Raw genomic sequence first — 24175 nt, 5'->3', positions numbered from 1 at the left:
GAGTCGTCGCGGGAATTGTTGGGATAACGCACCAATGGAGCGTTTCTTTAGAAGTTTGAAATCTGAGTGGATACCCGCCAATGGTTATGGGAATTTTACAGAAGCAGATAAAGAGATCACAAATTACATCACTGGATATTACAGTGAGACCAGACCCCATCAATATAATGGTGGGTTAACGCCAAATGAGTCAGAACGTTTATATTGGAATGACTCTAAAATCGTGGCCAATTTTACTTGACCACTACATCCAATTGGGCTCAGTGTTTTTTTATGGCTTAGAATCTGAATTCGAAGCGCATATCAGGTCTGCGTAGGCGAGATCTTTCATCTAACAGTTGGTTCTTCTCATTGAGTAGGCTGTTTTTCTGTTTCAATAAGTCGGCCTTATCGGTGAGATTATTGATCTTGCCATCAAGACTGCTTATCTCTCTATCGATGGCATTTAAGCGATCGGCTATTTCAGATAAGCGTTTGTTAGTCAGATATTGTTGATGGCCTTGATTATAACGTTCAACGAAGGCGTTATTGCTGCAAACCCCATAATAGCTTTCTCCCGCTAAGCCCACGCGGTAGCCATTTTCGGGAAGACAGTAACTGGCTAACCCTTGCTGGTATCCTTGTTTCCATTGTCCGGTATCGACGCTGAGATTAAATTCTCGGCAATCTTTTTGATATTGATTCAATTGCCCTGCGCTCGTCCCACGGTTGCCATCGGCCATTCCTAGGGCAAACCAATCACTATTGGCGCATTCTTCAATCGATAAGCTGCTGCATTGAGTGAGTGATAGGACCGAAAGGGCGAGGAAAAGGCTAGGATAATGCATGGACAAGTTCTCTATATGCTGTGGCGTTTAGGATAAAGGCTCTTATGGGGGAGATCTAGTTTTATATACCGCCGTTTATACTGTCATAGATGCGTTTTGTTGGGCAGAATCCATCACAGTTTAGCGGATGAATGCATGATAACAGGCTGATATTGTGTTAGTTTGCGATTAACACTTTAATGTCTGCTTTGGTGCTCGCTATGATTTCACTTATTTCATCTGCGTATTCAGCTTCATTACCGGCAGTTAAGTCGGCTCATCAATCCAGTGAGATGGCTGAGCCAAGTGGACTGAAATCCTTTACCTATGGTGCATTGGGCTTGGCGGCTCCCAAAGCTGAGCCCAGTTCCGATGTGGCTGCGATGAGCAAAACTGAGGCGCCTACTCCCGATACAGTCCCTAATGACACTAACGATTCGAACGATACTTATTACAGCGCTGGCCAAATATTGAAAGCGGCGGCGACCGTGGGAAGTGTGATTGCCTTATTTGTGTGAGTTAAGTTTCTGCAAAATGTTAGCTAGGATATCTATTTGAGCGGTCTTGGATTTACATGTTCGCTACAGCATATTGGCTGTGGTTTTACCTCTTGCTTTATATCGGTTGGCGGAAAAGAATATTCTTTTAGTTAAAGCGGTATTTTCAGTCTCTTTCTTTGCCAAAGCGCTGAGTAAATCTGGTATTGTGTTTAACACGCAAGTGCATTAGTTTTTACTTAAAATTCGTTTAACAATCCTAAACTATATTCATCAAACTTCCGCTGGAGACCGCTTTTGTATGAAGATTTGCCCGCAGTATTCCATATCATGCCTAAGTAAGGTATAAGGGCGCTATGAAAACTCCGAAACGAATCCAACCCCTGGTTGATGAAGGACTGGTCGATGAGGTCATTAGCCAGTTAATGAGCGGTAAAGAAGCGACTGTGTACGTTGTACGCAGTGGTGATGATATCCGCTGTGCCAAAGTCTATAAAGAAGCGGACAAGCGCAGTTTTAAGCAAGCTGTGTTATATCAAGAAGGTCGAAAAGTCCGTAACAGTCGTCGCGCGCGCGCGATGGAAAAAGGGTCTAAATTTGGCCGCGATCAGCAGGAAGAAGCTTGGCAAAATGCTGAAGTTGAAGCACTTTACCGTTTAGCGAATGCGGGTGTGCGGGTGCCAACGCCTTATGGTTGTTTCGATGGCGTGTTGCTGATGGAGTTAGTGACGGATGCCGAGGGCAATGTCGCGCCGAGATTAAACGATGTTAGTATGTCGGCAGAAAAAGCCTTGAAGGATCATGCGTTGGTGATGACCTATGTCAAACGTATGCTCTGTGCGGGGTTAGTGCACGGTGACTTGTCTGAGTTTAACGTGTTAGTTGACAGTGAAGGGCCAGTGATTATCGACTTACCTCAGGCCGTCGATGCCGCTGCAAATAACCATGCTAAATGGATGTTAGCGCGTGATGTGAATAACATGACTCAATACTATGGTTTGTATGCTCCTGAGCTGTTAAAAACACAATACGCCAAAGAAATTTGGGCCTTGTTTGAAGCCGGTGAATTGAAGCCTGAAACGCCATTAACGGGTGAGTTTACCGAAGTGCTGGTTGAAGCCGATGTTAGTGCGGTCTTGGAAGAAATCCAAGCAGCCTTTGAAGAGGCACAAGAGCGTAAGCAGCGGATCCAAGAGGCAAACGAAGAAGACTATTAATCGTCAGTCGTTGTTTTTCACCCATAAAAAAGACGCTCAAAGTAGCGTCTTTTTTATGCTAAAAATTAAGTGAATTATTATTTTTATTGTTGATTTTATTATTGTTATTTAATTTTTTGCGTTAGCCAATCCTTGGCTTAATCCCCTATGGAAGCTGGGGCCATCCTTGTTGCTACAAACAAGCTAGCAATCATCGAACAGTGTAATAAAAGGACAAGAGCTGAGAGAGAAATATGTTCATGACTTGGGGGAGCACAATTCACATATTTAATCTTTGGGGAAGATAACTCCCTCAATCCTTGCCGAAACCTTGGTCACTCTTCAGTCAATCTATGTAATACCAATCACGGCCTTCCTTGGCGCACTACACTTATTGCAGTGCTGGATCATCATTGATCCTGTGAATAAAATGACAAGGCCAGAGAGAGAAATATGTTCATGACTTGGGGGAGCACAATTCACATATTTGATCTTGGGGGAGATAACTCCCTCCCTAGTCTTGCCGAAACTTTTGCATTGTCCCTATCCGTTTGTTGCTGTTAATACTATTTCCCAATCTTCGCTGGGTTCATCAATTTGGACGACAAGGCCGGACTAAAAAGGGCGCTGTTATTATTGTTGTTAGCACATCTTTTACATCGTTAGCGTTATCAGCAGGGCGATATGCAATCTCGTCCGGCCTTGTCTATTCGGGCACGTTTAGCTTGTTGTACAGGCTAACCTATCGTGCGTAGCTCTTGATTGAGCTGTTTAATTTTTTTCTGTAGCTGGGCAATCTCACTCATTAATGCGCATTCTCTTTGCTGGGGTTGCAGATCGCTTTCTCGCACCCATTGGTAGACTGCCTTGGCAGATAAACCGTATTGACGTGCAACATCCGACAGTAAGCGACCTTGTACTTTAACCTCGGTGATAACATGTAGCTTGAGACTATTTTCTGCGATTCCCATGAGCGTTCCCTCTTTTACTGCCTTAGAACCAAAATATGACCGTTTGCGTTGCCTTTTATTGATAATAGTGAAGCTGTTCTAAATCCCACTGGCTCAGACCTAGATGGCGCAGACAAATCCATTCGTGGCGACATAGTGCGATAAAGTTCATGACCGTTTTCATACTTCCTCCTTTATGACCCTAAATACTCGAGCCCATTTTCTGTCTCGATAGGTCCATTTAATTTGGATTAATCCTGTTGAAGTTGACTCTAGTTTTCGGCGATGTTTACCGCGTCTGACTGTCTACTCACTTAGTAGTATGTAAAATTCGTGCCAATATTTTAATTTTTATTTTAACCTTTAAAATCATTGTATTGCGACTTAGATTAAAACGGCATTATTTTTTAGTGCTGCCAATAAAGGTGCAAGGTGCACTATTTCGGTGCCATAGACTTGATATGAAATTGGGCGGTACAAGCCATGATTGAAGCCCGAAATCTGTATCTTTGCTGACTAAAATCTGGATTAGCGTAATTGAAGATGGATAAAGGATTGTCTCCAGCGCAATTGCTTATATACTGCCTGCTTTGTGGCAATCCCTAGGTCATTCGTATTACCTAATGGACGTGATATTTCTTGCCCTTTTGAGCGGTATTCACAGTCATCAATCATATAAAGAGGTTATAAATGATGAAGTGTTTTCAGGCAGTGCAATCTAAACCATCCCTGTTAGCCATAGTGGTATTGACGACCGCGCTAGTTGCATCGGGTTGTACAACAATCAATCCCTATTCAAATGAAGAACAAACCGCTAAAGCGACCAGTGGCGCATTGATTGGTGCCGTCGCGGGTGCCGCAATTGGAGTGGTATCTTCGAGCAAGAGCGACCGCGGTAAAGGTGCCTTAATTGGTGCTGCATCGGGCGCTGCAGTCGGTGGTGGTATTGGTTATTATATGGATGTGCAAGAGACTAAATTACGCCAACAATTAGCCTCAACGGGCGTGAGTGTGACCCGTAACGGCGATAACATCATTTTGAATATGCCTAATGAAGTGACCTTCGGCGTAGATCAAACCGAGTTAAGTGACGGTGCTAAACGCGTGCTGAATTCAGTGGCGGTTGTGGCCAAGGAATACAGCAAAACGCAGCTTAACGTATTAGGTTATACCGACAGCAGTGGTTCAGACTCTTACAATTTACGTCTGTCACAGGTCCGGGCTAGCGAAGTGGGTAATTACTTGATGAGTAAAGGCGTTGCCTCTGCCCGTGTAAAATCAAAAGGTATGGGTGAAGCGAGTCCTATTGCATCAAATGCCAATGCAAATGGCCGAGCACAAAACCGCCGCGTTGAGATCGTACTAATACCAACGGGTAAATAGTCTGGTCTAAGCACAAAGTTCTCGCTGAAAAAGTCGCCAGGGGCGACTTTTTTTGTTTTCAGTGGTGGGCTAATTGAGTGATTAGCTTGCCGTGCTTCTATTAGACAATTTGTCCTTTATGAAGCGCACCTTGAGTGACCTGCACCACAAACATATCACTGCTAATTACCTTGGGATGACTTCAGCTTGATCCCTTTATCTATTTCACGTTCTGTATGGGGATAAGTCACAAGAATGACTTTTAGTGCCTAAAGGAGAATATGACTATGATAAGCAAAAATATGTTAGTAGCCTTGAGTTTAAGTCCTGTCATCATGGTGACTGCTGTACAAGGAGTGCCGATGAAAGCCGAAGTGACCACAGGAGCCGCGCCGATAGAACTGCGCGCCGCAGGCAGTTTAAAGGCTACGATGAGTGATATTATTGCTGCTTATCAAGCACAGTCGCAAATAAGTGTTGTAGCGCAATATGCGCCCTCAGGTTTATTGTTAAAGCGCATTCAAGAGGGCGAGAAAGTCGATATCTTTGCCTCGGCGAATATGAAACATCCACAGGCATTAGTGGATTCGGGTCAGGGCGAAGCGGTGCAAATGTTTGCCCGTAATCAACTCTGCGCCATTGCTCAAGACACAGTTCAGGTGACGAGTGCGACGTTACTCGATACCTTGTTAGATCCTAAGATTAAAGTCGGTACCTCAACCCCGAAAGCCGACCCCGCGGGGGATTATGCCTGGGCCGTTTTTGCTAAGGCCGAAGCGGTAAAACCCAATGCGAAAGCCGCGTTAGAGACCAAGGCATTACAACTGACGGGCGGCCCTGAGAGCGTTAAACCGCCTAAAGATCGCAACCCCTATGGCTGGGTGATGGAAAACAAGCAAGCGGATATCTTTTTAACCTATTGCACTAATGCTGTGCTGGCTAAAAAAGAAGTGCCAAGTTTACAAATCATTGACTTACCGCAGGAACTCGCCGTGGGTGCCGACTATGGTTTACTGGTTTTACAAGGCGCTAATACTGCCGCTAAGCCGTTAGCTGAGTTTATTCTATCGACAAAAGGCCAAGCGATTCTGAGCAGTTATGGTTTTCAACCTCCGGCAAAATAACCTTTTTTAGCTTTCAAGCCGGATAAAAAACGGCACCTTTGGGGTGCCGTTCTGTGGTTAGCTCAAACTGTTAAAGCGTTAGTTCATCAGGTAGAGCGTCGCTAACCCGAGGAAGGCGAACAGGCCAACCACGTCAGTGACTGTGGTGAGCACCATACCGCCAGCGAGGGCAGGATCGATTTTAAGTCGTTTTAAAATCAATGGAATACTCGCACCTGCAAGCCCAGCTACTGTCATGTTGATCAGCATGGCGCTACCAATTAATCCCGCCAGTGCCATATCATCCTTCCATAGCCACACGGCGACAAAGACTAAAATCGACCACATCAAGCCATTGAGAAAACCAATCGATAGCTCTTTACCGATAAGCCAGCGGGCGTTGCTTTGGCCGATATGGCCTAAAGCAATACCGCGGATCACGAGCGCTAAGGTCTGATTACCGGCAACACCGCCCATGCTAGGGACAATCGTCATTAGGATGGCGATAGTGGCAAATTGTTCAATAGTGCCTTCAAACATATTGCTGACCGACGAGGCGAGCAGGGCGGCGAATAAGTTTATAGTGAGCCAGAGCGAGCGACGTAGGGTACTTTTTAGCACAGGACCAAAGGTATCTTCATCTCCGTCCATCCCCGCCATACCCATCATGGAATGTTCAGCATCTTCGCGGATAACATCGACTACGTCATCGATTGTGATACGCCCGAGCAGCTTACCATCACTGTCGACGACAGGTGCCGATACCCAGTCATTGCGTTCGAATTTCTGTGCGACTTCGCTGTCGGACATGCTCACAGGAATACTTTGAATATTGGGATCCATGATATTGCGAATTGTGGTGCTTGGCGCGCAAGTCAGCAGATCTGCCAGCCTAACACCGCCAAGGACTTTGTCCTGTTTGTCGACCACATATAAGGTATCTGTGGTGTCGGGTAGGTTGCCCCTTTGCCGAAGATAGCGCAGCACCACATCGATATTCACATCGGGTCTTAGGGTGACAGTATCTGTGTTCATCAAGCTGCCGGCGGTCTCATCTGGATAAGATAGGGCTTGTTCTACCCTCAGGCGATTTTGCTCCGTCATCGACTGCAACACTTGTTTGTAAACGGCGTCGGGAAGACTTCGCAGAATATAGGCGAGATCGTCGGTGTCCATGCTTGCTGTCGCTTTCGCGACTCGCTCAGGGCTCATGCTGCGGATCAGTGGGTCTTTGAGTTCTTCACTCAACTCATCGAGTATGTCGCCTATTTGTTCCTGATCGATGAGCTGCCACAGTACTTGTCTGGCACTTGGCGGTGATGATTCTAAGATCAGCGCGATATCTGAGGCGGCCATTTTTTGCAGCATATTGCGCACGTGTACGAACATGCCGCTGCTAAGCGCTTGGTTTAACTGGTCAAGACTATGTCCGGTGTGATCGTTTTCTGCATTATCTACGGGCATTTGTCCTCCATTGTGCGGCAAATTGGTTTGAGATCTTGGTGTTGGGCTATGATTTAGCGGTGACTAAGCGTCAGTCGATGACACAGATTAAGGCGGCTAAGGTAAGGCCAGCGCAATGACCGCTAGTGTAATCGCCAGTAGCTTGTATCGTTGAGCGACAAATGTTTTGCCATGTCTGAATGGCAAGTTTTTTAAACTAGACATGAAGTGAATCTAACTATGAAGTGCTTAGTGTGAAGTGAAACTAACAGGCTTCGTCAAACTTAGCGTCGATTAAGGCACAAATGGCATCGAGAGCCGGCTCTGCATCTGGGCCTTCGGCGATCAGCTTAATGGTTTTACCCATGCCAGTTTCAAGCATCAGTAAGCCAAGTACACTGGCGGCCGATGCTTGTTTATCGCCTTGGATTAAGGTGATGGTCGCATCAAACTCGGAAGCCAGTACCACCAACTTAGTGGCGGCACGGGCATGTAAACCGAGCTTATTACAGATGGTTATCTGACGTTCAAGCTTTGGCATTATTGAGCTCTCGATGACGGGCATACACTTTATGTTTACCGTTACTAAAGCGTTTGGCCAATTGCTCTGCGACGTAAACCGATCTGTGCTGTCCACCTGTGCAGCCAATGGCCACAGTTAAATAACTGCGATTGTTACGCTCGAGGTGCGGCAGCCAAGTCTCCAGTAAATTTTCGATTTGCCAGATGAACTTATTGACCAGTGGTTGGCGATTTAAGAACTCAGCTACGGGTTCATCCAAGCCAGTCAATGGCCGCAGCGCCAGCTCCCAGTGGGGATTGGGCAGGAAGCGCACATCGAACATAAAGTCGGCTTCGGTGGGCATTCCGTGCTTAAAGCCAAAGGACTCGAAGTTGATCACGAGTTCTTTATCGACACTACCAAGGAGAATTTGTCGGACTTGGTCGCTTAAATCATAGATATTCAAATTCGACGTATCTATGTAGTGATCGACCAGTTTTGACATAGGCTCAAGCAGTTTCCCCTCCAGCTTTATCGCTTCTTGCAAAGAGACTCGGCTCTTCGACAAAGGATGCAAACGGCGGGTTTCGCTGTAACGCTTGAGCAGAATTTTATCGCTGGAGTTAAGGAAGAAGCTCGTTAACTCAGTATCTGGAGGTAGGCTAGCGAGTTGTTTCACTAAGACCTTATCCTGCTCAGGCATGTTACGCACGTCGACACTGATGGCGACGAGATCGTTACTGCCTTTGAGTTGCTCAAGCAAACTGCCAATCAATGGCAAGGGAAGGTTATCGACACAATAATAGCCGAGATCTTCGAGTACCCTAAGGGCGACAGATTTGCCTGAGCCTGAGCGGCCCGACACTATGACCAGTTTCATCCAGTGATTACCTGATAGAGTTCCGTTTCATCATGCGTCTTGCGTAATTGCTTTAATATTTGCTTGTCGCTCAGCTTTTCGGCCATGCAAGACAAAGTACTTAAGTGCTGCTGACATTGGTCTGCAGGCACCAGTAGTGCAAATAAAATATCAACAGGTTGCTTATCGATAGCATCAAATGCTATCGGCTCTTCACACTTAATGAGTATGGCAATGGGCTGATCTATATCGGCTAGTCGACCATGTGGAATGGCGATGCCGTTACCTATACCTGTGCTCCCCATCTTTTCGCGCGCCACTAGGCTTTCGAATATCTCTTGAGATGAGAGGGTCGGGTACTGGGCAGCGACTAAGTCGCTGATGAGTTCCAGTACCTTTTTCTTGCTGCCCGGAGTGGCGCAGGTAGTGCACTCCGGCCGCAGTATGGTACAAAGTTCCATTATTAGTGTTTTGTTAACTTCTCTTTGTGTTTAATAACCTGACGGTCAAGCTTGTCAATCAGGGCGTCTATAGCGGCATACATGTCAGCATGCTCTGAAGTTGCAAAAACTTCACCACCTATGAGGTTTATTCTCGCTTCAGCAATCTGTTGCATTTTCTCAACATTGAGCACAACGTGCACATTATTGATCTGTTCGAAATGGCGTTCAAGTTTTGAAAACTTTTCTTCTACATATGCACGTAACGATTCGGTAATTTCGACATGGTGTCCACTTAGGTTTATTTGCATAGAAACGTCCTCCGATATCCACTGTAGGTTATAAACTTTTACGCTGATTAGAAGGTGGAATAAGCATAGCCTCTCGGTACTTCGCAATGGTTCTGCGGGCTACGTTGATCCCTTGTTCTGCCAGAAGTTGTGCCATCTTACTATCGCTTAATGGTTTTTTCTGGTTTTCCGCTGCCACCAGTTTCTTTATAAAGGCTCTGATTGCTGTGGATGAGCACTCACCACCATCGTCAGTCCCGACGTGGCTAGAGAAGAAGTATTTTAGTTCAAAAAGTCCCTTAGGGGTATGCATGTATTTTTGAGTTGTGACCCGTGAGATGGTGGACTCATGCATTTCTACCGCTTCAGCAATATCGTTAAGCACCATAGGCTTCATGGCTTCTTCACCATACTCAAAGAAACCTTGCTGATATTGCACTATGCAATTAGCAACTTTAAGCAAAGTGTCGTTACGGCTTTCTAGACTCTTAATAAACCATTTAGCCTCTTGCAGATGGCCGCGAATAAATTGGCTATCGGCTTGGTTTTTTGTGCTGCGTGCCATAGAAGCATAATGTTGATTTACATTGATTTTGGGCATGCAGTCAGGATTAAGCTCAACGACCCAGCGGCCATTTTTCTTCGACACAGACACATCTGGGATAACGTATTCGTCATTATTGGGCGTGATCAACAAACCTGGGCGAGGATTGAGGGTTTGGATGAGTGCTATACCATCCCTTAATTCATCTTCTTTTAATTTAGTCTTACGCATCAACAACCTAAAATCACGGGCGGCGATCAGATCTAAATGATCTTTGATCAGCATACGGGCGTTTTCTAGGTTGGGAGTATCAGCGGCGAAATGCGACAGTTGGATCAGCAGGCATTCACTTAAATCGCGGGCGGCAACGCCTATGGGATCAAAATGCTGAATGCGCTTGAGTACGGCTTCGACTTCGTCAAGCTCAACTTCAGGATTGCCCATGGCTTCGAGAATTTCTTCAGTGCTTTGGGTGAGATAGCCCTGATCGTCGATTGCATCAATAATGGCGGTGGCAATGGCTAAATCGGTTTCAGAAAACGGCGTGAGGTTTTTTTGCCATTCTAAGTGTTCGTACAAACCTTCACTGGTCTCGCCTTGGAAGGGCATATCGTCTTCACGACTGCCGCCGGGGCCTGAGTTTGGGGAGGCGGTAAACACTTCATCCCATGTGGTGTCCATGGGGAGCTCATCGGGCATGGATTCTTTGGTTAGCGACTCTGCCGTGTCTATGGTGGAGCTGTCTTTTTCTGGTGGCAGAGTGCTAGATTCACTGAAATCCGTATCGGATAGCGTTTGGTTTACAGGGGTTTTAGTGGCGTCGAATTGATCCTCTTCCAGCTCGAGAAGGGGATTAGAATCTAATGCTTGCTGGATCTCTTGCTGCAGTTCTAATGACGACAGTTGCAACAGACGTATGGCCTGTTGTAATTGTGGCGTCATGGTTAACTGTTGACCCAGTTTGAGCTGGAGTGACGCTTTCATGTTACCGCTGATCCCTACGTTATTATTGTTGGATGAGGTCGCTTATTATTATCTTGAGTGAAGCCCAATGGCGGTATAAATTGCCTCCATTGGCTTCGCTCGATTAACTATAGCCTGAATTGTTCACCTAAGTACACAGCCCTAACTTGCTGATTGTCTAAGATCTCTGCTGGAGTCCCTTCGGCAATCAGGTTTCCGTGACTCACAATATAAGCATGTTCACATACATCTAATGTCTCGCGGACATTATGGTCTGTGATCAGTACGCCAAGGCCGCGACTTTTGAGTTGTTCGATAATCTTCTTGATGTCGATAACCGAAATAGGATCGACGCCGGCAAACGGTTCATCGAGCAAAATGAACTTAGGATTAGCGGCTAAAGCTCGCGCAATTTCGACGCGACGACGTTCGCCACCCGACAATGACATGCCTTGGCTGTCACGGATGTGGGTGATATGAAACTCTTCGAGCAGATGTTCTAGTTCTTCTTCTCGTTCTTCGTTTTTAAGTTCTTTACGAGTTTGCAGTACGGCCATGATGTTGTCATGAACAGTTAGCTTACGAAAGATACTGGCTTCCTGCGGTAAGTAACCTATGCCTTTGCGGGCACGCAGATGCATAGGATCTGCGGTTAAATCATCATCGTCGATAAAGATATGTCCCTTATCGCTCTTCACTAGCCCGACAACCATGTAAAAGGTCGTGGTTTTACCCGCGCCGTTCGGACCGAGTAGGCCAACGACTTGACCGGTTTTTACCGTCAGACTGACGTCTTTAACCACTTGGCGACTCTTGTAACTTTTCGCCAGATTTTGTGCTCTTAAGGTGATTTGGGTCATTTAGAGTCCTGCTTTTTTACAGGTTTATCCGCCGGAGCGTCTGATTTAGCATCATCTTGATAGTTTTCAGGCTGAATAATAGTGATCACGCGATCGTCACCACTGCCAGTACTCTCGGCCATCAATTTCTGTTGAATCATGTTATAGCGGATTAAATTGCCTGTAACTTGGCTACCCGCTTGATCTAATGACGCCATACCTTTCAGTGTTAAGGTGCGGCTTGCCATATCGTAACGAATTTCTTTCGCGCTCGCCGATGCAGGACGGCCATCGTCTAATATTTGGCTATACGTAGCAGGGTTGCCTGTTGCGACCAAAGTTTTGCTATTTTCACCTTCAGCAGAAAATGCACGCAGTTCATTTGCTTGGATTTTTATTGAGCCTTGGGTCACTTCCACCGGACCAAAGAAGATGATCTGGTTGTTTTTGATATCCGCAGTTTGGCTCACGGCTTTAATTTTGACTTCTTGCTTTAAGTCGCCGACTTTCGCGAAAGCACTCATGCTCATAATTAGCATTAGGCTGGCAAGTAATACGTTATTTTGCTTCATATGTTCCTACTACCTGACTGGTCAATTGCACTTCTTGCGCGTTGAGGTCGGCATAAAGGCCTTGGCCTTGAATATTAAAATCTTTCCCTGTGACGTAAATGGTACGGTCAGAGGTCATTATCATAGTGTTGAGATCGAGTTCCAGATAACTGGTGGACAAGGTCTGAATCGGTTCTTCTGGGCTAATGGCATCGATAATAACATTATTTTCTAATACAACCTTGCCAGTTTCCTTGTTTAGCTTGCCCTGATCTGCCCTGAGTTGCCATTGTGCTTTACCTTGGTCTGGATAAACAAGATAAACAGGTTGAGTAAAGAAAGTTTGATTCGTTGAATCATAATGTTCCATGTGTTTCGCCGTCACACGGCTATTCACTAGTCCTTGCTCATTGAACTCAGCACTGCGCAGATCTTCAACGATGAAATCTGGGGTATTTTGATCTTTAACTCTGTTATCGGAATCACCGCTGTGTTTGTTCTGGACCTGCCAGTAAAGCGCTAGTGCAGTTCCAAAAAAAGCGATAATCGCGAGTGTCACACGACTCATATACTCATTCCATGGGCCGAAGTGAATTTATTTTGACTTAGGAGTAACAGATCTGTGAGTTCACGCAGTGCACCGTGGCCACCATTGAGCGTAGTGACAAAGTGGGCGTGCTGACGCACATAGGGATGACCATCGGCAACACTGACCGCTAAACCGACGACATTCATCACGGGGAGATCGACAATATCATCACCGATATAAGCCACTTCTTCTGGGGTGACACCATAAAGTGCGAGCAATGCTTCATAGGGCTCGAACTTATTATCTACGCCTTGGTAAATATGGGTAACACCAAGGGCTGTCATACGGTTTTCAACGATTTTGGATTGACGTCCTGTGATCACGGCGAGGTTGAAACCGCTGGTGAGTAGTGAGCGCACGCCATAACCGTCACGGGTATGGAAGGCTTTGAGCTCTTCGCCGCTATTGCTCAAGTAAATACGGCCGTCGGAAAACACCCCATCGACGTCACAGATTAACAGTTTAATCTTTTGCGCGCGTTGCCACACATCATCACTGATTGGGCCGTAAAATCCTTGCTGTGGCATTAAATGACTCCTGCTTTAACCATGTCTAGCATGTTAAGAGCGCCGATAGGATGGCGGTCTTTATCAATAACAATTAATCCGTTGATGTTTTTTGAGTCCATCACTTGCAGCGCTTGGGCGGCCAATACATTATCCGTGATCGTGACGCAGTTACGGGTCATCACATCGGCAATGGGCGTCGTGCGTAAATTCACTTCGGCATCAATAACGCGGCGTAAATCACCGTCGGTGAAGATACCAACCAGCTTGCGCTGATCATCAATAATCGCCGTCATGCCTAAGCCTTTCTTGGAGATTTCGTACAGAGCTTCTGTGATGCAAATATCGTGGTTGACGAGCGGTAAGTCATCACCGCTATGCATGACATCGCAGACTTTTAACAGCAACTTACGTCCTAATGCACCGCCGGGATGGGACATAGCAAAATCATCACGGGTAAAGCCTTTTGCTTGCAGCAGCGCAATGGCGATGGCATCGCCCATCACTAAGGTTGCTGTGGTACTTGAGGTGGGGGCAAGTCCAAGTGGGCAAGCCTCTTCTGGGACTTCAATACATAAATGCACTTTAGATAATCGCGCCATATTCGATTCGGGTTTACCCGTTACCGCAATAACAGGCACGCCCATACGTTGGATGACCGGCATTAAGGTGAGGATTTCGCTCGACTCACCAGAATTTGAAATCGCTAAAATCACATCGTTATCGGCCAATACACCCAGATCTCCGTGGCTGGCTTCACCCGGATGCACAAAAAATGCGGGCGTTCCTGTGCTGGCGAGGGTGGCAGAAATCTTATTGCCGATATGGCCCGATTTGCCCATTCCCATGACAATCACTTTGCCTGTGCAGTTGAGGATCAACTCGCAAGCCTCTGCAAACTCAGCCGAATCAACATATTGATAAAGATTGTCTAGGGCTGACTTTTCAATGTCGATAACTTTACAACCCCATTGGCGCAGTTGTGATTTGTCTACCATGTCTATCTCTCTTTTTGCATTGTCTTTGTCGCCCCATTGATGGGATTGGAATAGCACAATTTGGTACGCGATAAAGATGATATGTAATAGGCTTTCTGCCAAGTATTAGTTTGTTTTCAGACAATTTAGCTTATGTCTTACTGTGGTTTATTACCGAAAACAGCAAAACAATTGCGGCAGGCTAGAGCGATTGATCCGACTCGTCAAGTTCAGCTGCGTTAGCTATTCACGCACAATAACGTGTTTAGCGGCAGAAGGTCTTGAGCAATATCATCGTCTTTGTCGTTTATTTCAATGGATTTATCCCATATTGCAGCGGGTATTACCCTATGGGATGCCTCTATTGCGCAATTGCGTATCGACTCTCCCCGATAAAAGTGGGCAAAGAGTGAGCTAAGTGCGAACGAATTAGCCAATACTGCCAATTCTGCAACTAGGTTGAAAACATTAAGTAACATTTTACCTGTGCAGAGTGAAAACTTAGGGCGCATTTTCGCTGTAAATGAGGCAAATTGAAAGTATCGCAGGGCGATAGTGTCGATTCGGTTGTAGGTTAAAGCGCAATTACGTACAATTTGCGGCTCTTCGATTGGTCAGTCTCGGAAGACTAGGATCACCTCATTTGCAAATGTCGGAATCAAGCATGACTCAAGAACAAACGCCGTTGGTTGAGATCCGTAATTTGGGGTTTAGCCGCGGTCAGCGTGTGATATATGAAGATATTAGCCTGTCCATTCCAAGGGGCAAGGTGACGGCGATCATGGGGCCGAGCGGCATAGGCAAAACGACCCTGTTGAAATTGATTGGCGGCCAATTAACGCCTGACCATGGACAAGTGTTATTCGACGGTCACGATATCCATGGCGTGGGTCGTAATGAATTATTTAGTCTGCGTAAGCGGATGAGCATGCTGTTTCAAAGTGGCGCGCTGTTTACCGACATCAATGTGTTCGATAACGTGGCGTTTGCGCTGCGTGAACATTCTGGACTGCCTGAAGACATTATTCGCACTATCGTGCTGATGAAGCTTGAAGCCGTAGGTTTACGTGGTGCCGCTCAGATGATGCCAAGCGAATTGTCCGGTGGTATGCAACGCCGCGCCGCATTAGCTAGAGCCATAGCGCTTGAACCTGAAATGGTGATGTACGATGAGCCTTTTGCAGGGCAAGACCCAATATCGATGGGCGTGTTAGTAAAGCTTATTCGTGAGTTATCCGATGCGCTGAATCTGACTTCCATTGTGGTGTCCCACGATGTGGATGAAGTGCTTGGCATTGCCGATTATGTATATGTGGTGGCTGACAAAAAAGTCATCGCCCACGGTACCCCTGAAGAATTAAAGTACGCTGATAATCCGCAGCTGAAACAGTTTATTCAAGGTGCTCCGGACGGCCCTGTGCCGTTCCATTATCCGGCAAATGATTACCAGCAAGAATTAATGGCAAAAGGAGTTGGCAAGTGAAGTTAATCGACAGTATTGCCGACTTAGGCCGCAGCGCGATTGAGCTAGTGCTCGGTTTTGGCCGTGCAGGCCTTATGCTGTGGGGCGCGATTTTTCGCTGGCCACGCGTGCGTAAAGGTTTTCCATTATTAGTGCGCCAGATTTATGTGGTCGGTGTGCAATCTATGGTGATTATTTTAGTCTCAGGACTCTTTATCGGCATGGTGCTCGCACTGCAAGGCTACAACATCTTAGTTGGTTTTGGCACCGAAGAAAGCTTAGGTCCTATGGTGGCGCTCAGTTTACTGCGTGAGTTAGGGCCAGTTGTTACCGCGTTATTGTTTGCGGGACGGGCGGGTTCAGCATTAACCGCTGAAATTGGTTTAATGAAAAGTACTGAGCAGCTTTCTAGTTTAGAAATGATGGCGATTGACCCATTAAGGCAGATTATTGCACCGCGCTTTTGGGCTGGAGTGATCAGTATGCCATTGCTGGCGTTGATGTTTACCGCTGTAGGTATTTATGGCGGGCACCTTGTTGGCGTGGAATGGAAAGGGATCGACAGTGGTGCGTTTTGGTCGATTCTGCAGGCGTCTGTCGAATGGCGTCAGGACATAGTTAACTGCTTGATCAAAAGTGGTGTGTTTGCCGTAGTGGTCACTTGGATTGCGTTATATCGCGGTTATCAAGTGATCCCAAATCCGGAAGGCATCAGCCGTGCAACGACCCAGACTGTCGTTCAGTCGAGTCTCGCTGTATTGGCATTGGATTTTTTACTGACAGCCCTGATGTTTGGCCGCTAACGGAACACTGCGGATTTCGACACAGGTTAGATGGATTAACAGAGTGGTAGCTGAACATGTTGACACGAAAAATTGAATTATTAGTGGGTGTGTTTCTTTTAACAGGATTGGCCGCTTTTTTGGTCTTAGTCTTTAACGTCGCCAATATTGAAGTAAAAAGCAGCGATAGCACTTATACCATACAAGCCAATTTTACCAACATTGGTGGTTTGAAGGTGCGTTCGCCAGTCAAGGTTGGCGGTGTTGTCGTTGGCCGAGTGAGCAGCATAGATTTAGACCCAGTTAAGTTAGTGGCTGTGGTCACATTAGTGATGGACAAGCGTTACGATAAATTCCCTGAAACCAGTAGTTTAGCCATTTTGACTTCGGGTTTGTTGGGCGAGCAATTCTTAGGGTTAACACCGGGTTTTGTCGACGATGATGTCAGTATGCTCAAAGATGGCGATAAGATTGACGACACACGCTCGGCATTAGTGTTGGAGGAGCTGATTGGTCAGTTCTTATATAGTATGGGTTCGAAGGATAAATAGGGGTTACCGCTATGTTTAAAAACTTATCTCGTTTTTTATTGCTGTTAGTGATGGTTTTAGGGGCAACGAGCGCAGTCGCCGCTGATGTGGTTGTCGATACGACAGATCCGTATGCCATGGTGAAAGCCGTTGCCAATAAAACATTCGACCGTTTTCACAAAGATAAAGCATTAATCGACGCAAATTCAGACCATTTAAAGGTGATTGTTCGTGAAGAACTCATGCCTTATGTCGATTATAAATACGCTTCTTATAAGGTATTAGGCCAATATCTTAAGGATTCAACCGAAGAGCAACGCAATCGTTTCGTCAATGCTTTTGAAGGTTATTTAATCTCTACTTATGCCCAAGCCTTTACTGAATATACTAATCAAAAAGTGGAATTCTCACCTGGGATTGATTTCAGCAAAGAGAAAATGGTCGATGTAAACGTGCAGATCATCGAAGCCGGTCGCCCACCGATTAAACTGTTGTTTAAGGCGCGTCGTTTAAAGGATGACTCATGGAAGGCATTTGATTTAGTTGCCGAAGGTGTGAGCTTACTGTCTTCTAAGCAGTCGGAAATCTCTAATCTAATTCGCCAACAGGGCATCGATCCCGTGATTAAGATGCTTGAAGATCGCACTAAAGAGAAAGTGGTCATGAAGGCTAAGTCAGGGAAGTCACAGTCGTGATTGAATTTGTCCAACAGGGGACAGTTTGTCATCTCAAAGGGCGCATAACCCAAGCCGATGTCATTACACTTTGGCCACAGCGGCAACAACTGCTGAATGAGTCAACCCAGATATTGTCTCTGTCTGGGCTCGAATACAGTGATAGCGCTGGCATGGCATTTTTGCTGGCGTTAGTGCGTGAACATCGCAGCCAACTTGTATTGAGTTCTGCTTCACCACAACTTAAAAAACTAATTGATTTATATGATTTAGATGCCTTCTTTACCGAAGAAGCGCATTGAGAATAGGGTAATAGATTTCATGGAATGCAGCTTAATCGAACAGATTTTACGTGATGCGTTAGGGCTTGAAGAAGTTCACGCTAGCTCGGATGGTAGCCATTATAAAGTGATCGCCGTAGGTGAATGCTTCGATGGTATGAGCCGAGTCAAACAGCAACAAGCCATTTATGCACCGTTGACGGCACACATTGCCAGCGGTGAATTACATGCATTAACGATCAAAACTTTCACGCCGACTCAATGGAAACGCGAAAAAGTTTTCAACATGCCTAGCTAGTGAGGAAAAGTGGATAAACTAACAATTCAGGCAAGCCCCCCGCTTGCCGGTGATGTGATTATTTCGGGTGCTAAAAATGCAGCTTTGCCTATTCTGATGGCGGGTGTATTGGCTGAAACCGATTTTGTGGTTTCTAACGTGCCCAATCTGCGTGATGTGAGTACGAGCTGTAAGTTATTACGCTGTCTCGGCGCTGAAGTGACTGAACTCGGTGACGGACAGATCCGCATTTCTACCACTAATCTGAATGAGTTTTGCGCTCCCTATGATCTAGTGAAAACCATGCGTGCTTCTATCTTGATCTTAGGGCCGTTATTGGCGCGTTATGGTACTGCTGACGTGTCATTGCCTGGCGGCTGTGCCATTGGCGCAAGACCAGTGAACTTGCACTTACATGGCCTCGAAATGATGGGCGCCAAGATTGAAGTGAAAGAAGGTTATATCAAGGCCCGTGTTGATGGTCGTCTTAAAGGCGCACATATCTTTATGGACATGGTGAGTGTTGGAGCCACCGAAAACTTACTGATGGCCGCAGCATTAGCCGATGGCGAAACCGTGATTGAAAACGCGGCACGCGAACCTGAAGTGATCGATCTCGCTAATTGCTTAATTGCTATGGGTGCAAAAATCACTGGTGTAGGCAGTGCGACACTGCGTATTCAAGGGGTTGAGCGTTTACAGGGCTGTAATTACCGCGTGATGCCAGATCGTATTGAAACCGGTTCCTTCCTCGTTGCTGCCGCGGTAACTCGTGGCCGTATTCGTTGTTTAAAAGCCGATCCTGCTTCACTGGAGTCGGTCATCGCAAAACTTGAAGATGCAGGCGCGACGATTACTACGGGCGAAGATTGGATTGAGCTCGATATGCAGGGTAAACGTCCGAAGGCGGTGAATATCAAGACGGCACCTTATCCTGGCTTTCCGACTGATATGCAGGCGCAGTTTTGTGTACTCAATGCCTTAGCGCAAGGCACGGCAACCATAACTGAGACTATCTTCGAAAATCGTTTTATGCATGTGCCCGAACTTATCCGTATGGGCGCTACCATGGAGCTTGAAGGTAATACCTGCATCATTCAAGGGATTGAATCTTTAAGTGGTGCTCAGGTAATGGCGACGGATTTACGTGCGTCAGCGAGTCTAGTGATTGCGGGCTTAGTGGCCGATGGTAAGACGATTGTCGATCGTATCTATCACTTAGATCGTGGCTATGAGCATATTGAGAATAAGTTTCAAGGTTTAGGCGCACAGGTTGTGCGTATTCAGTGATCTGTTACTGACTTAAGCTAATTTTGAATCATTAAAAAACCAGCTAAATGCTGGTTTTTTGTTTTCTGCCTTTGAGCGCGTAATGCTGAGTGACGCTCTAGTTATCGATCACAACCTTCTCATCGATAATCACAGGCAACTCTTGTTGTTTACCTTGGCGTATCACAGTCATCATCACTTTCTTACCCGGTGTGGTTTCAGCGATGCGGTCCATTAGCATTTCAACGCCTGGCACATCTTCACCATCGTATTTAATAATCACATCCCTTGGCATTAGCAGGGCTCGGGCCGCAGGGCCATTAGGATCGACACCCGTAACGAGCACACCTTTGAGATCGGGTAGATTAAGGATTTGTGCCACCACAGGATTAATCGGCTCGCCAGAAATTCCTAAGGCACCACGGATCACGCGGCCGTTTTTAATCAACTTACCCATAATGCTGTGGGCTAATTTAATCGGGATAGCGAAGTTAATCCCATGGCCGCCACCTTCTTCACCCACTTGGAATGCTGCGGTATTAATACCGATAAGGCTGCCGTTAGTGTCAATGAGTGCGCCACCCGAGTTACCCGCATTAATCGCTGCATCGGTTTGTAGGAAGTCTAAGTAACCTGAACTTAAGCCGTTGCGCCCCGTGGCACTGATGATGCCTTGGGTAATGGTTTGGCCTAAATTGTAGGGATTACCAATAGCGAGTACGACATCACCGACTTGAGGCGGACTGTCGAGATTAACGGGGACAATTGGTAAGTTATCGCCTTCAATTTTGAGTACCGATAAATCGGTTTCAGGATCGAAACCAACCACTTCAGAGGTAAATTTGCGTCCATCTTGCAGGGCGACAACAATCTCATCGGCCTTCTTAATGACATGATAATTAGTGAGAATATAACCTTCTTTACTCATTATCACCCCAGAGCCTAGACCTTGAAGTGAGCCTGAATTAAGCGGCCGATTTTGATCTATGCTGAGGCTATAAATATTTACAACGGCAGGAGCTGCACGGCGTACCGCCTTGGCAAAGGATAGCTCGACTGTGTTGTTGGCACGGGTTTGTAGCAGACTACTGCCGAGGGATTGGTTATCGAAATAACGTGTCACCAATAAAAACATGGCCGCCATGATAAGGCCGAAAAGGGTGGCTTTACCGAGATATAACAGAGTGTCTTTTATAGTCATGGCAGGATGGATCTAGAAAAAGGTGAGTTAGATTAACATGTTTAATCGATGTAAGCATAGGGAACCTAAGCTCCCTATGCTTATCTATGGCAGAAAAAATGGCCTATTTTGTCGATTAACGTAGGACTAAATACAACATGCTCTTATCACGCATTATCTTCAGTGCAACGGCACCTTCTTGATCTTTAAGTTGTGCTTTAAGTGTCTTAAGATCTTTAATCGCAGTACGGTTAATACCGACAATCACATCTCCTTTTTGTAAGCCACTCATGGCCGCTGGTGAGCCTTGTGCGACATCGGTAATTTCAATGCCCTTAGATGAGTTTTCTAAGGACGCACCTTGCAACATAGGATGCACGGCGCCCGCCGCAGATTCACTGGTTTGGCTCGCTTCACCTAAGGTCACTTTAACTGTTTTCTTATCACCGTCACGGATGAGTCCTAACTCAACGTTAGCACCTGCACCCATAGTGGCGACTTTAGCCCGAAGTTCTTGGAATGACTTAATACCACGGCCATCAACGCTGATGATAATATCGCCTGCTTTTATACCGGCCTTCTCTGCGGCACTGCCCTTGGCTACTTCATTCACGAAGCCGCCGTGTTGAGTGTCTAAACCGAAACCTTGGGCGAGTTGGCTATCGAGATCACGTCCCGAAATACCTAATACACCGCGGCGTACTTCTCCGTGTTCGGCAATTTGTGCCACGAGGTTTTTCACCATATTAGCAGGGATGGCAAAGCCAATACCGACGTTACCGCCGCCCGGTGCTACGATTGCGGTGTTAATCCCAATTAACTCGCCGTTAAGATTGACGAGTGCGCCACCCGAGTTACCACTGTTAATCGCGGCATCGGTTTGAATAAAGTTTTCCAGCATTTCAATGCCTAAGCCGCTACGGCCTAAAGCACTAACAATGCCCGAGGTGACGGTTTGACCTAAGCCGAAGGGGTTACCAATGGCAACGGCAAAGTCACCTACGCGTAAATCATCGGAATCAGAGGATTTGATTGCGATGAGATTTTTCGCTTCAATTTGCAATAATGCGATATCTGACTCTGAGTCAGTACCAATCAGTTTTGCTTTTACTTCACGGCCATCGTGAAGACCAACTTGAATATCATCAGCACCGTCAATCACATGGTTGTTCGTGACGATATAGCCTTTTTCTGCGTCAATAATGACGCCTGAGCCTAAGCCTCTAAAAGGACGTTCTTGCACTTGCTCTTGTGGCGCATTAGGGCCGAAAAAGTAACGGAAAACATCAGGTACTCTTTGCTTAGAAACATGAGTCCCCGTTACCGCTACTGATACGACTGCGGGCGTCGTACGCTCAAGCATAGGCGCAAGACTTGGAATGGATTGTCCCTCAACCGTCTGTGGAATGGCGGCCTGTGAGACGACAGGCATTATAGTCAGGGTCGCGGCTAACATTGCGGCTGAAAGTACAGATAATTTTGTTTTCATCTATTCATAACTCCAAATAAGGGTTGAAAGATCTGGATGTAATGCATCAGCAATCGTGCGAGTGCCAGATCAAATCTGTATCGGTACCGGCTATTTGCCTAGGTAATCACTCTGACTCGCACCTTATTGAAAAAGTTCATTATATTAATAAATGTTAATTTTTTCAGCCTATTTTGTCGGCTGTTTCATACTTGTTTCTGAACAGAAATCTGTGGGCGAGATTAGGATTTTTCAAGCCCCAATATTAGCGGATTTTGCCGATTAAAATGACCTACAGCATAGATGCTTATTAGACGTTTGTATGCAGTTTAGCGTTAAGGTAAAAGTCGTATTCTGCATTAATATATCCTGCGTCATATTGGCCGTGCTAATATCGTCACAGTTTTAATAAAGGACATAAGAGAATTTAAACGTGCCTCAGTTAAGCCCTTGGCAGCATTATCAAAAAGATCTTACCCGTGACGGTTTTTCCCATGATCCGGCTCAAGAAATTGCCGTTAAGGCGTTACAACGTGTCTATGAAGACTTAACTACGGCAGAAGAGCCGAGTTCTATTGTAGGGAAATTGTTTAGCGCATTAGGCTTAAAATCGGCACCAGCATCACCTAAAGGCCTGTATCTTTGGGGCGGAGTTGGGCGCGGTAAAACTTACCTGATGGATACTTTTTTTGATGCCTTGCCTGGCGATCAAAAGCTGCGGGCTCACTTCCATCGTTTCATGCATCAGCTACATTTAGATTTAGATGAGCTGAAAGGCGTGCGCGATCCCTTGTTGGTGATTGCGAAAAAGATGGCTGCAAAATATCGCGTTATCTGTTTCGATGAATTCTTTGTCTCTGATATTACCGATGCCATGCTATTAGGTACGCTGTTTCAAGCGTTATTTAAAGAAGGCGTTGTACTGGTTGCAACCTCGAATATTATCCCCGACGACTTATACAAAAATGGCTTACAGCGCGCACGTTTCTTACCTGCGATAGCTCTAATTAATCAACATTGTGAAGTGCTCAATGTGGATTCTGGCATTGACTATCGATTGCGTACCCTTGAGCAAGCAGAGATTTATCATCATCCATTAGATGCACAAGCTGATGCCAATCTTATACGTTATTTTAGTCAGTTAGCGCCTGAGTCTGAGGTGCTTACTGCTGACATCGAAATAGAAGGCCGCAGTATTAGTATTCGGCAACAGGCGCAGGGAGTATTGTTGGCCGATTTTAGAGCGCTCTGTGATGGTCCACGAAGCCAGCGTGATTACATGGAACTTGCGCGGATTTATCACACTGTCCTCGTGAGTGGCATAGAACAAATGGGCGCCTTTTTGACTGGCGATGACATCGCTAGACGTTTTTTAGCTATGGTCGACGAATTTTACGAGCGCAATGTAAAGCTGATTGTATCGGCTCAAGTGCCACTCGAAGATATTTATGCCGATGGTTTGCTTAACTTCGAATTTAGGCGTTGCCGTTCACGCTTAATTGAGATGCAATCCCACGATTATTTAAAAACCGAACACCTGCCGTAACCCAGTAGTGTAAGAGTTTTGCATTAGCTGCGGCCTTAAATCACCAGAGGCTTGTTAATCCTTAGGATGACAAGTCCGATTGGTCGATATTTTATAATTTTTATCAAAATATCAGGTGATTTTTAACTCAGCTTTGTCTATACTCCGCCACCTGCCCACGTTACTCCGCCAATTGGGCGGAAGTTGTAAGCCGAAGTCGGTGCTCGAAGGGGTACTAAAAGGCAATTTTGTGTTGTTTGCAAATGCAGACAACATGTGAGACAGAAAATTAACTTTGGGTTTTTGTAAT

Annotated in this window: 28 protein-coding genes; 13 read left to right on the top strand and 15 right to left on the bottom strand. The window is 46.0% G+C overall.

Features of this window, described 5'->3' with window-relative positions; genetic code table 11:
* Positions 1–241: integrase core domain-containing protein (locus L5M18_RS14120; RefSeq protein WP_263148716.1), on the top strand; the 241-nt coding region annotated here is incomplete at its 5' end.
* A gap of 37 nt (positions 242–278) precedes the next feature.
* Here the strand turns inward: L5M18_RS14120 and L5M18_RS14115 are convergent.
* On the bottom strand, positions 279–827 hold the full coding sequence (locus L5M18_RS14115; RefSeq protein ID WP_115335541.1) for a DUF2799 domain-containing protein: 549 nt from the start codon (positions 825–827) through the stop codon (positions 279–281).
* Positions 828–1006: 179 nt separating this feature from the next.
* Here L5M18_RS14115 and L5M18_RS14110 point away from each other — a divergent pair, with 179 nt between their 5' ends.
* Together L5M18_RS14110 and L5M18_RS14105 are read left to right on the top strand one after the other, a co-directional pair.
* Entirely contained in the window at positions 1007–1324 is a 318-nt protein-coding gene (locus tag L5M18_RS14110; protein ID WP_317629898.1) for a hypothetical protein, read from the top strand.
* A 335-nt stretch (positions 1325–1659) separates the two neighbouring features.
* Positions 1660–2520, top strand: a complete 861-nt coding sequence (locus L5M18_RS14105) for a PA4780 family RIO1-like protein kinase (RefSeq protein ID WP_028759534.1) — start codon at positions 1660–1662, stop codon at positions 2518–2520.
* A gap of 716 nt (positions 2521–3236) precedes the next feature.
* On the opposite strand, the gene L5M18_RS14100 is transcribed toward L5M18_RS14105, so the two are convergent.
* Positions 3237–3470, bottom strand: a complete 234-nt coding sequence (locus L5M18_RS14100; RefSeq protein WP_106649408.1) for a transposase — start codon at positions 3468–3470, stop codon at positions 3237–3239.
* A 672-nt stretch (positions 3471–4142) separates the two neighbouring features.
* Here L5M18_RS14100 and L5M18_RS14095 point away from each other — a divergent pair.
* Positions 4143–4832 carry an OmpA family protein gene (locus tag L5M18_RS14095; RefSeq protein WP_168825788.1) on the top strand — a complete coding sequence of 230 codons (690 nt, stop codon included), beginning with the start codon at positions 4143–4145 and terminating at the stop codon, positions 4830–4832.
* A gap of 266 nt (positions 4833–5098) precedes the next feature.
* Positions 5099–5935 carry a molybdate ABC transporter substrate-binding protein gene (locus L5M18_RS14090; RefSeq protein ID WP_263197418.1) on the top strand — a complete coding sequence of 279 codons (837 nt, stop codon included), beginning with the start codon at positions 5099–5101 and terminating at the stop codon, positions 5933–5935.
* A 78-nt stretch (positions 5936–6013) separates the two neighbouring features.
* Here the strand turns inward: L5M18_RS14090 and mgtE are convergent, their stop codons facing one another.
* The 11 genes from mgtE to L5M18_RS14035 all read right to left on the bottom strand — a co-directional run bounded on the left by mgtE (position 6014) and on the right by L5M18_RS14035 (position 14438).
* A complete protein-coding gene (gene mgtE / locus L5M18_RS14085) occupies positions 6014–7378 on the bottom strand; it encodes a magnesium transporter (RefSeq protein ID WP_113939980.1) in 1365 nt (454 codons plus the stop codon).
* Positions 7379–7622: 244 nt separating this feature from the next.
* A complete protein-coding gene (locus tag L5M18_RS14080; RefSeq protein ID WP_006083073.1) occupies positions 7623–7898 on the bottom strand; it encodes an HPr family phosphocarrier protein in 276 nt (91 codons plus the stop codon).
* Positions 7885–8739, bottom strand: coding sequence for an RNase adapter RapZ (rapZ, locus tag L5M18_RS14075; RefSeq protein ID WP_105251390.1), 855 nt, complete (start codon positions 8737–8739; stop codon positions 7885–7887). The genes L5M18_RS14080 and rapZ overlap by 14 nt, the downstream gene beginning before the upstream one ends.
* The gene (gene ptsN, locus L5M18_RS14070) at positions 8736–9179 is read right to left on the bottom strand and encodes a PTS IIA-like nitrogen regulatory protein PtsN (protein ID WP_006083071.1); all 444 of its coding nucleotides are present in this window, start codon (positions 9177–9179) and stop codon (positions 8736–8738) included. Before ptsN ends, rapZ begins: the two co-directional genes overlap by 4 nt.
* Before the next feature lie 2 nt (positions 9180–9181).
* Positions 9182–9469: a ribosome hibernation promoting factor gene (gene hpf, locus L5M18_RS14065; protein WP_006083070.1), complete on the bottom strand. Its 288-nt coding sequence runs from the start codon at positions 9467–9469 to the stop codon at positions 9182–9184.
* Positions 9470–9497: 28 nt separating this feature from the next.
* Positions 9498–10976, bottom strand: a complete 1479-nt coding sequence (locus L5M18_RS14060; RefSeq protein ID WP_105251391.1) for an RNA polymerase factor sigma-54 — start codon at positions 10974–10976, stop codon at positions 9498–9500.
* Between the two features lie 107 nt (positions 10977–11083).
* On the bottom strand, positions 11084–11815 hold the full coding sequence (gene lptB, locus L5M18_RS14055) for an LPS export ABC transporter ATP-binding protein (RefSeq protein WP_105251392.1): 732 nt from the start codon (positions 11813–11815) through the stop codon (positions 11084–11086).
* Positions 11812–12366, bottom strand: a complete 555-nt coding sequence (gene lptA, locus L5M18_RS14050) for a lipopolysaccharide transport periplasmic protein LptA (RefSeq protein ID WP_105251393.1) — start codon at positions 12364–12366, stop codon at positions 11812–11814. Before lptA ends, lptB begins: the two co-directional genes overlap by 4 nt.
* Positions 12353–12913, bottom strand: coding sequence for an LPS export ABC transporter periplasmic protein LptC (gene lptC, locus L5M18_RS14045; protein WP_263197417.1), 561 nt, complete (start codon positions 12911–12913; stop codon positions 12353–12355). The genes lptA and lptC overlap by 14 nt, the downstream gene beginning before the upstream one ends.
* Positions 12910–13461 carry a 3-deoxy-manno-octulosonate-8-phosphatase KdsC gene (gene kdsC, locus L5M18_RS14040; RefSeq protein ID WP_028759542.1) on the bottom strand — a complete coding sequence of 184 codons (552 nt, stop codon included), beginning with the start codon at positions 13459–13461 and terminating at the stop codon, positions 12910–12912. Before kdsC ends, lptC begins: the two co-directional genes overlap by 4 nt.
* Positions 13461–14438 carry a KpsF/GutQ family sugar-phosphate isomerase gene (locus L5M18_RS14035; protein WP_168825500.1) on the bottom strand — a complete coding sequence of 326 codons (978 nt, stop codon included), beginning with the start codon at positions 14436–14438 and terminating at the stop codon, positions 13461–13463. The genes kdsC and L5M18_RS14035 overlap by 1 nt, the downstream gene beginning before the upstream one ends.
* Before the next feature lie 643 nt (positions 14439–15081).
* On the opposite strand from L5M18_RS14035, the gene mlaF reads away from it, so the two are divergent.
* From mlaF to murA, 7 genes are read left to right on the top strand one after another with little or no spacing between them, the layout of a single operon-like run.
* The gene (gene mlaF / locus L5M18_RS14030) at positions 15082–15900 is read left to right on the top strand and encodes a phospholipid ABC transporter ATP-binding protein MlaF (RefSeq protein WP_263197415.1); all 819 of its coding nucleotides are present in this window, start codon (positions 15082–15084) and stop codon (positions 15898–15900) included.
* Positions 15897–16682 (top strand): lipid asymmetry maintenance ABC transporter permease subunit MlaE, encoded by a 786-nt coding sequence (gene mlaE, locus L5M18_RS14025; protein WP_105251396.1) that lies wholly within the window; start codon positions 15897–15899, stop codon positions 16680–16682. The genes mlaF and mlaE overlap by 4 nt, the downstream gene beginning before the upstream one ends.
* 56 nt (positions 16683–16738) lie before the next feature.
* Positions 16739–17212: an outer membrane lipid asymmetry maintenance protein MlaD gene (gene mlaD, locus L5M18_RS14020; protein WP_028759401.1), complete on the top strand. Its 474-nt coding sequence runs from the start codon at positions 16739–16741 to the stop codon at positions 17210–17212.
* Positions 17213–17223: 11 nt separating this feature from the next.
* On the top strand, positions 17224–17886 hold the full coding sequence (locus L5M18_RS14015; RefSeq protein ID WP_263197413.1) for a phospholipid-binding protein MlaC: 663 nt from the start codon (positions 17224–17226) through the stop codon (positions 17884–17886).
* Complete coding sequence (locus L5M18_RS14010) at positions 17883–18167, top strand: lipid asymmetry maintenance protein MlaB (RefSeq protein ID WP_105251398.1); 285 nt, start codon at positions 17883–17885, stop codon at positions 18165–18167. Before L5M18_RS14015 ends, L5M18_RS14010 begins: the two co-directional genes overlap by 4 nt.
* Positions 18168–18186: 19 nt before the next feature.
* Positions 18187–18444, top strand: coding sequence for a BolA family protein (locus tag L5M18_RS14005; RefSeq protein ID WP_006086065.1), 258 nt, complete (start codon positions 18187–18189; stop codon positions 18442–18444).
* 9 nt (positions 18445–18453) lie between these two features.
* On the top strand, positions 18454–19713 hold the full coding sequence (gene murA, locus L5M18_RS14000) for a UDP-N-acetylglucosamine 1-carboxyvinyltransferase (protein ID WP_105251399.1): 1260 nt from the start codon (positions 18454–18456) through the stop codon (positions 19711–19713).
* Between the two features lie 97 nt (positions 19714–19810).
* Here the strand turns inward: murA and degS are convergent, their stop codons facing one another.
* Positions 19811–20893, bottom strand: a complete 1083-nt coding sequence (gene degS, locus L5M18_RS13995; RefSeq protein WP_105251400.1) for an outer membrane-stress sensor serine endopeptidase DegS — start codon at positions 20891–20893, stop codon at positions 19811–19813.
* 115 nt (positions 20894–21008) lie between these two features.
* Positions 21009–22361 (bottom strand): Do family serine endopeptidase DegQ, encoded by a 1353-nt coding sequence (gene degQ / locus L5M18_RS13990; protein WP_263197411.1) that lies wholly within the window; start codon positions 22359–22361, stop codon positions 21009–21011.
* 412 nt (positions 22362–22773) lie between these two features.
* Between degQ and zapE the strand changes: the two genes are divergently transcribed.
* Complete coding sequence (gene zapE, locus L5M18_RS13985; RefSeq protein ID WP_263142838.1) at positions 22774–23886, top strand: cell division protein ZapE; 1113 nt, start codon at positions 22774–22776, stop codon at positions 23884–23886.
* The last annotated feature ends 289 nt before the right edge of the window (positions 23887–24175 follow it).

The sequence above is a fragment of the Shewanella sp. SM20 genome, assembly GCF_025654545.1.
GTDB lineage: Bacteria > Pseudomonadota > Gammaproteobacteria > Enterobacterales > Shewanellaceae > Shewanella > Shewanella oncorhynchi.
Note: the sequence above shows the minus strand (reverse complement) of the source record. Positions and strands in the feature narration are given on the sequence as shown.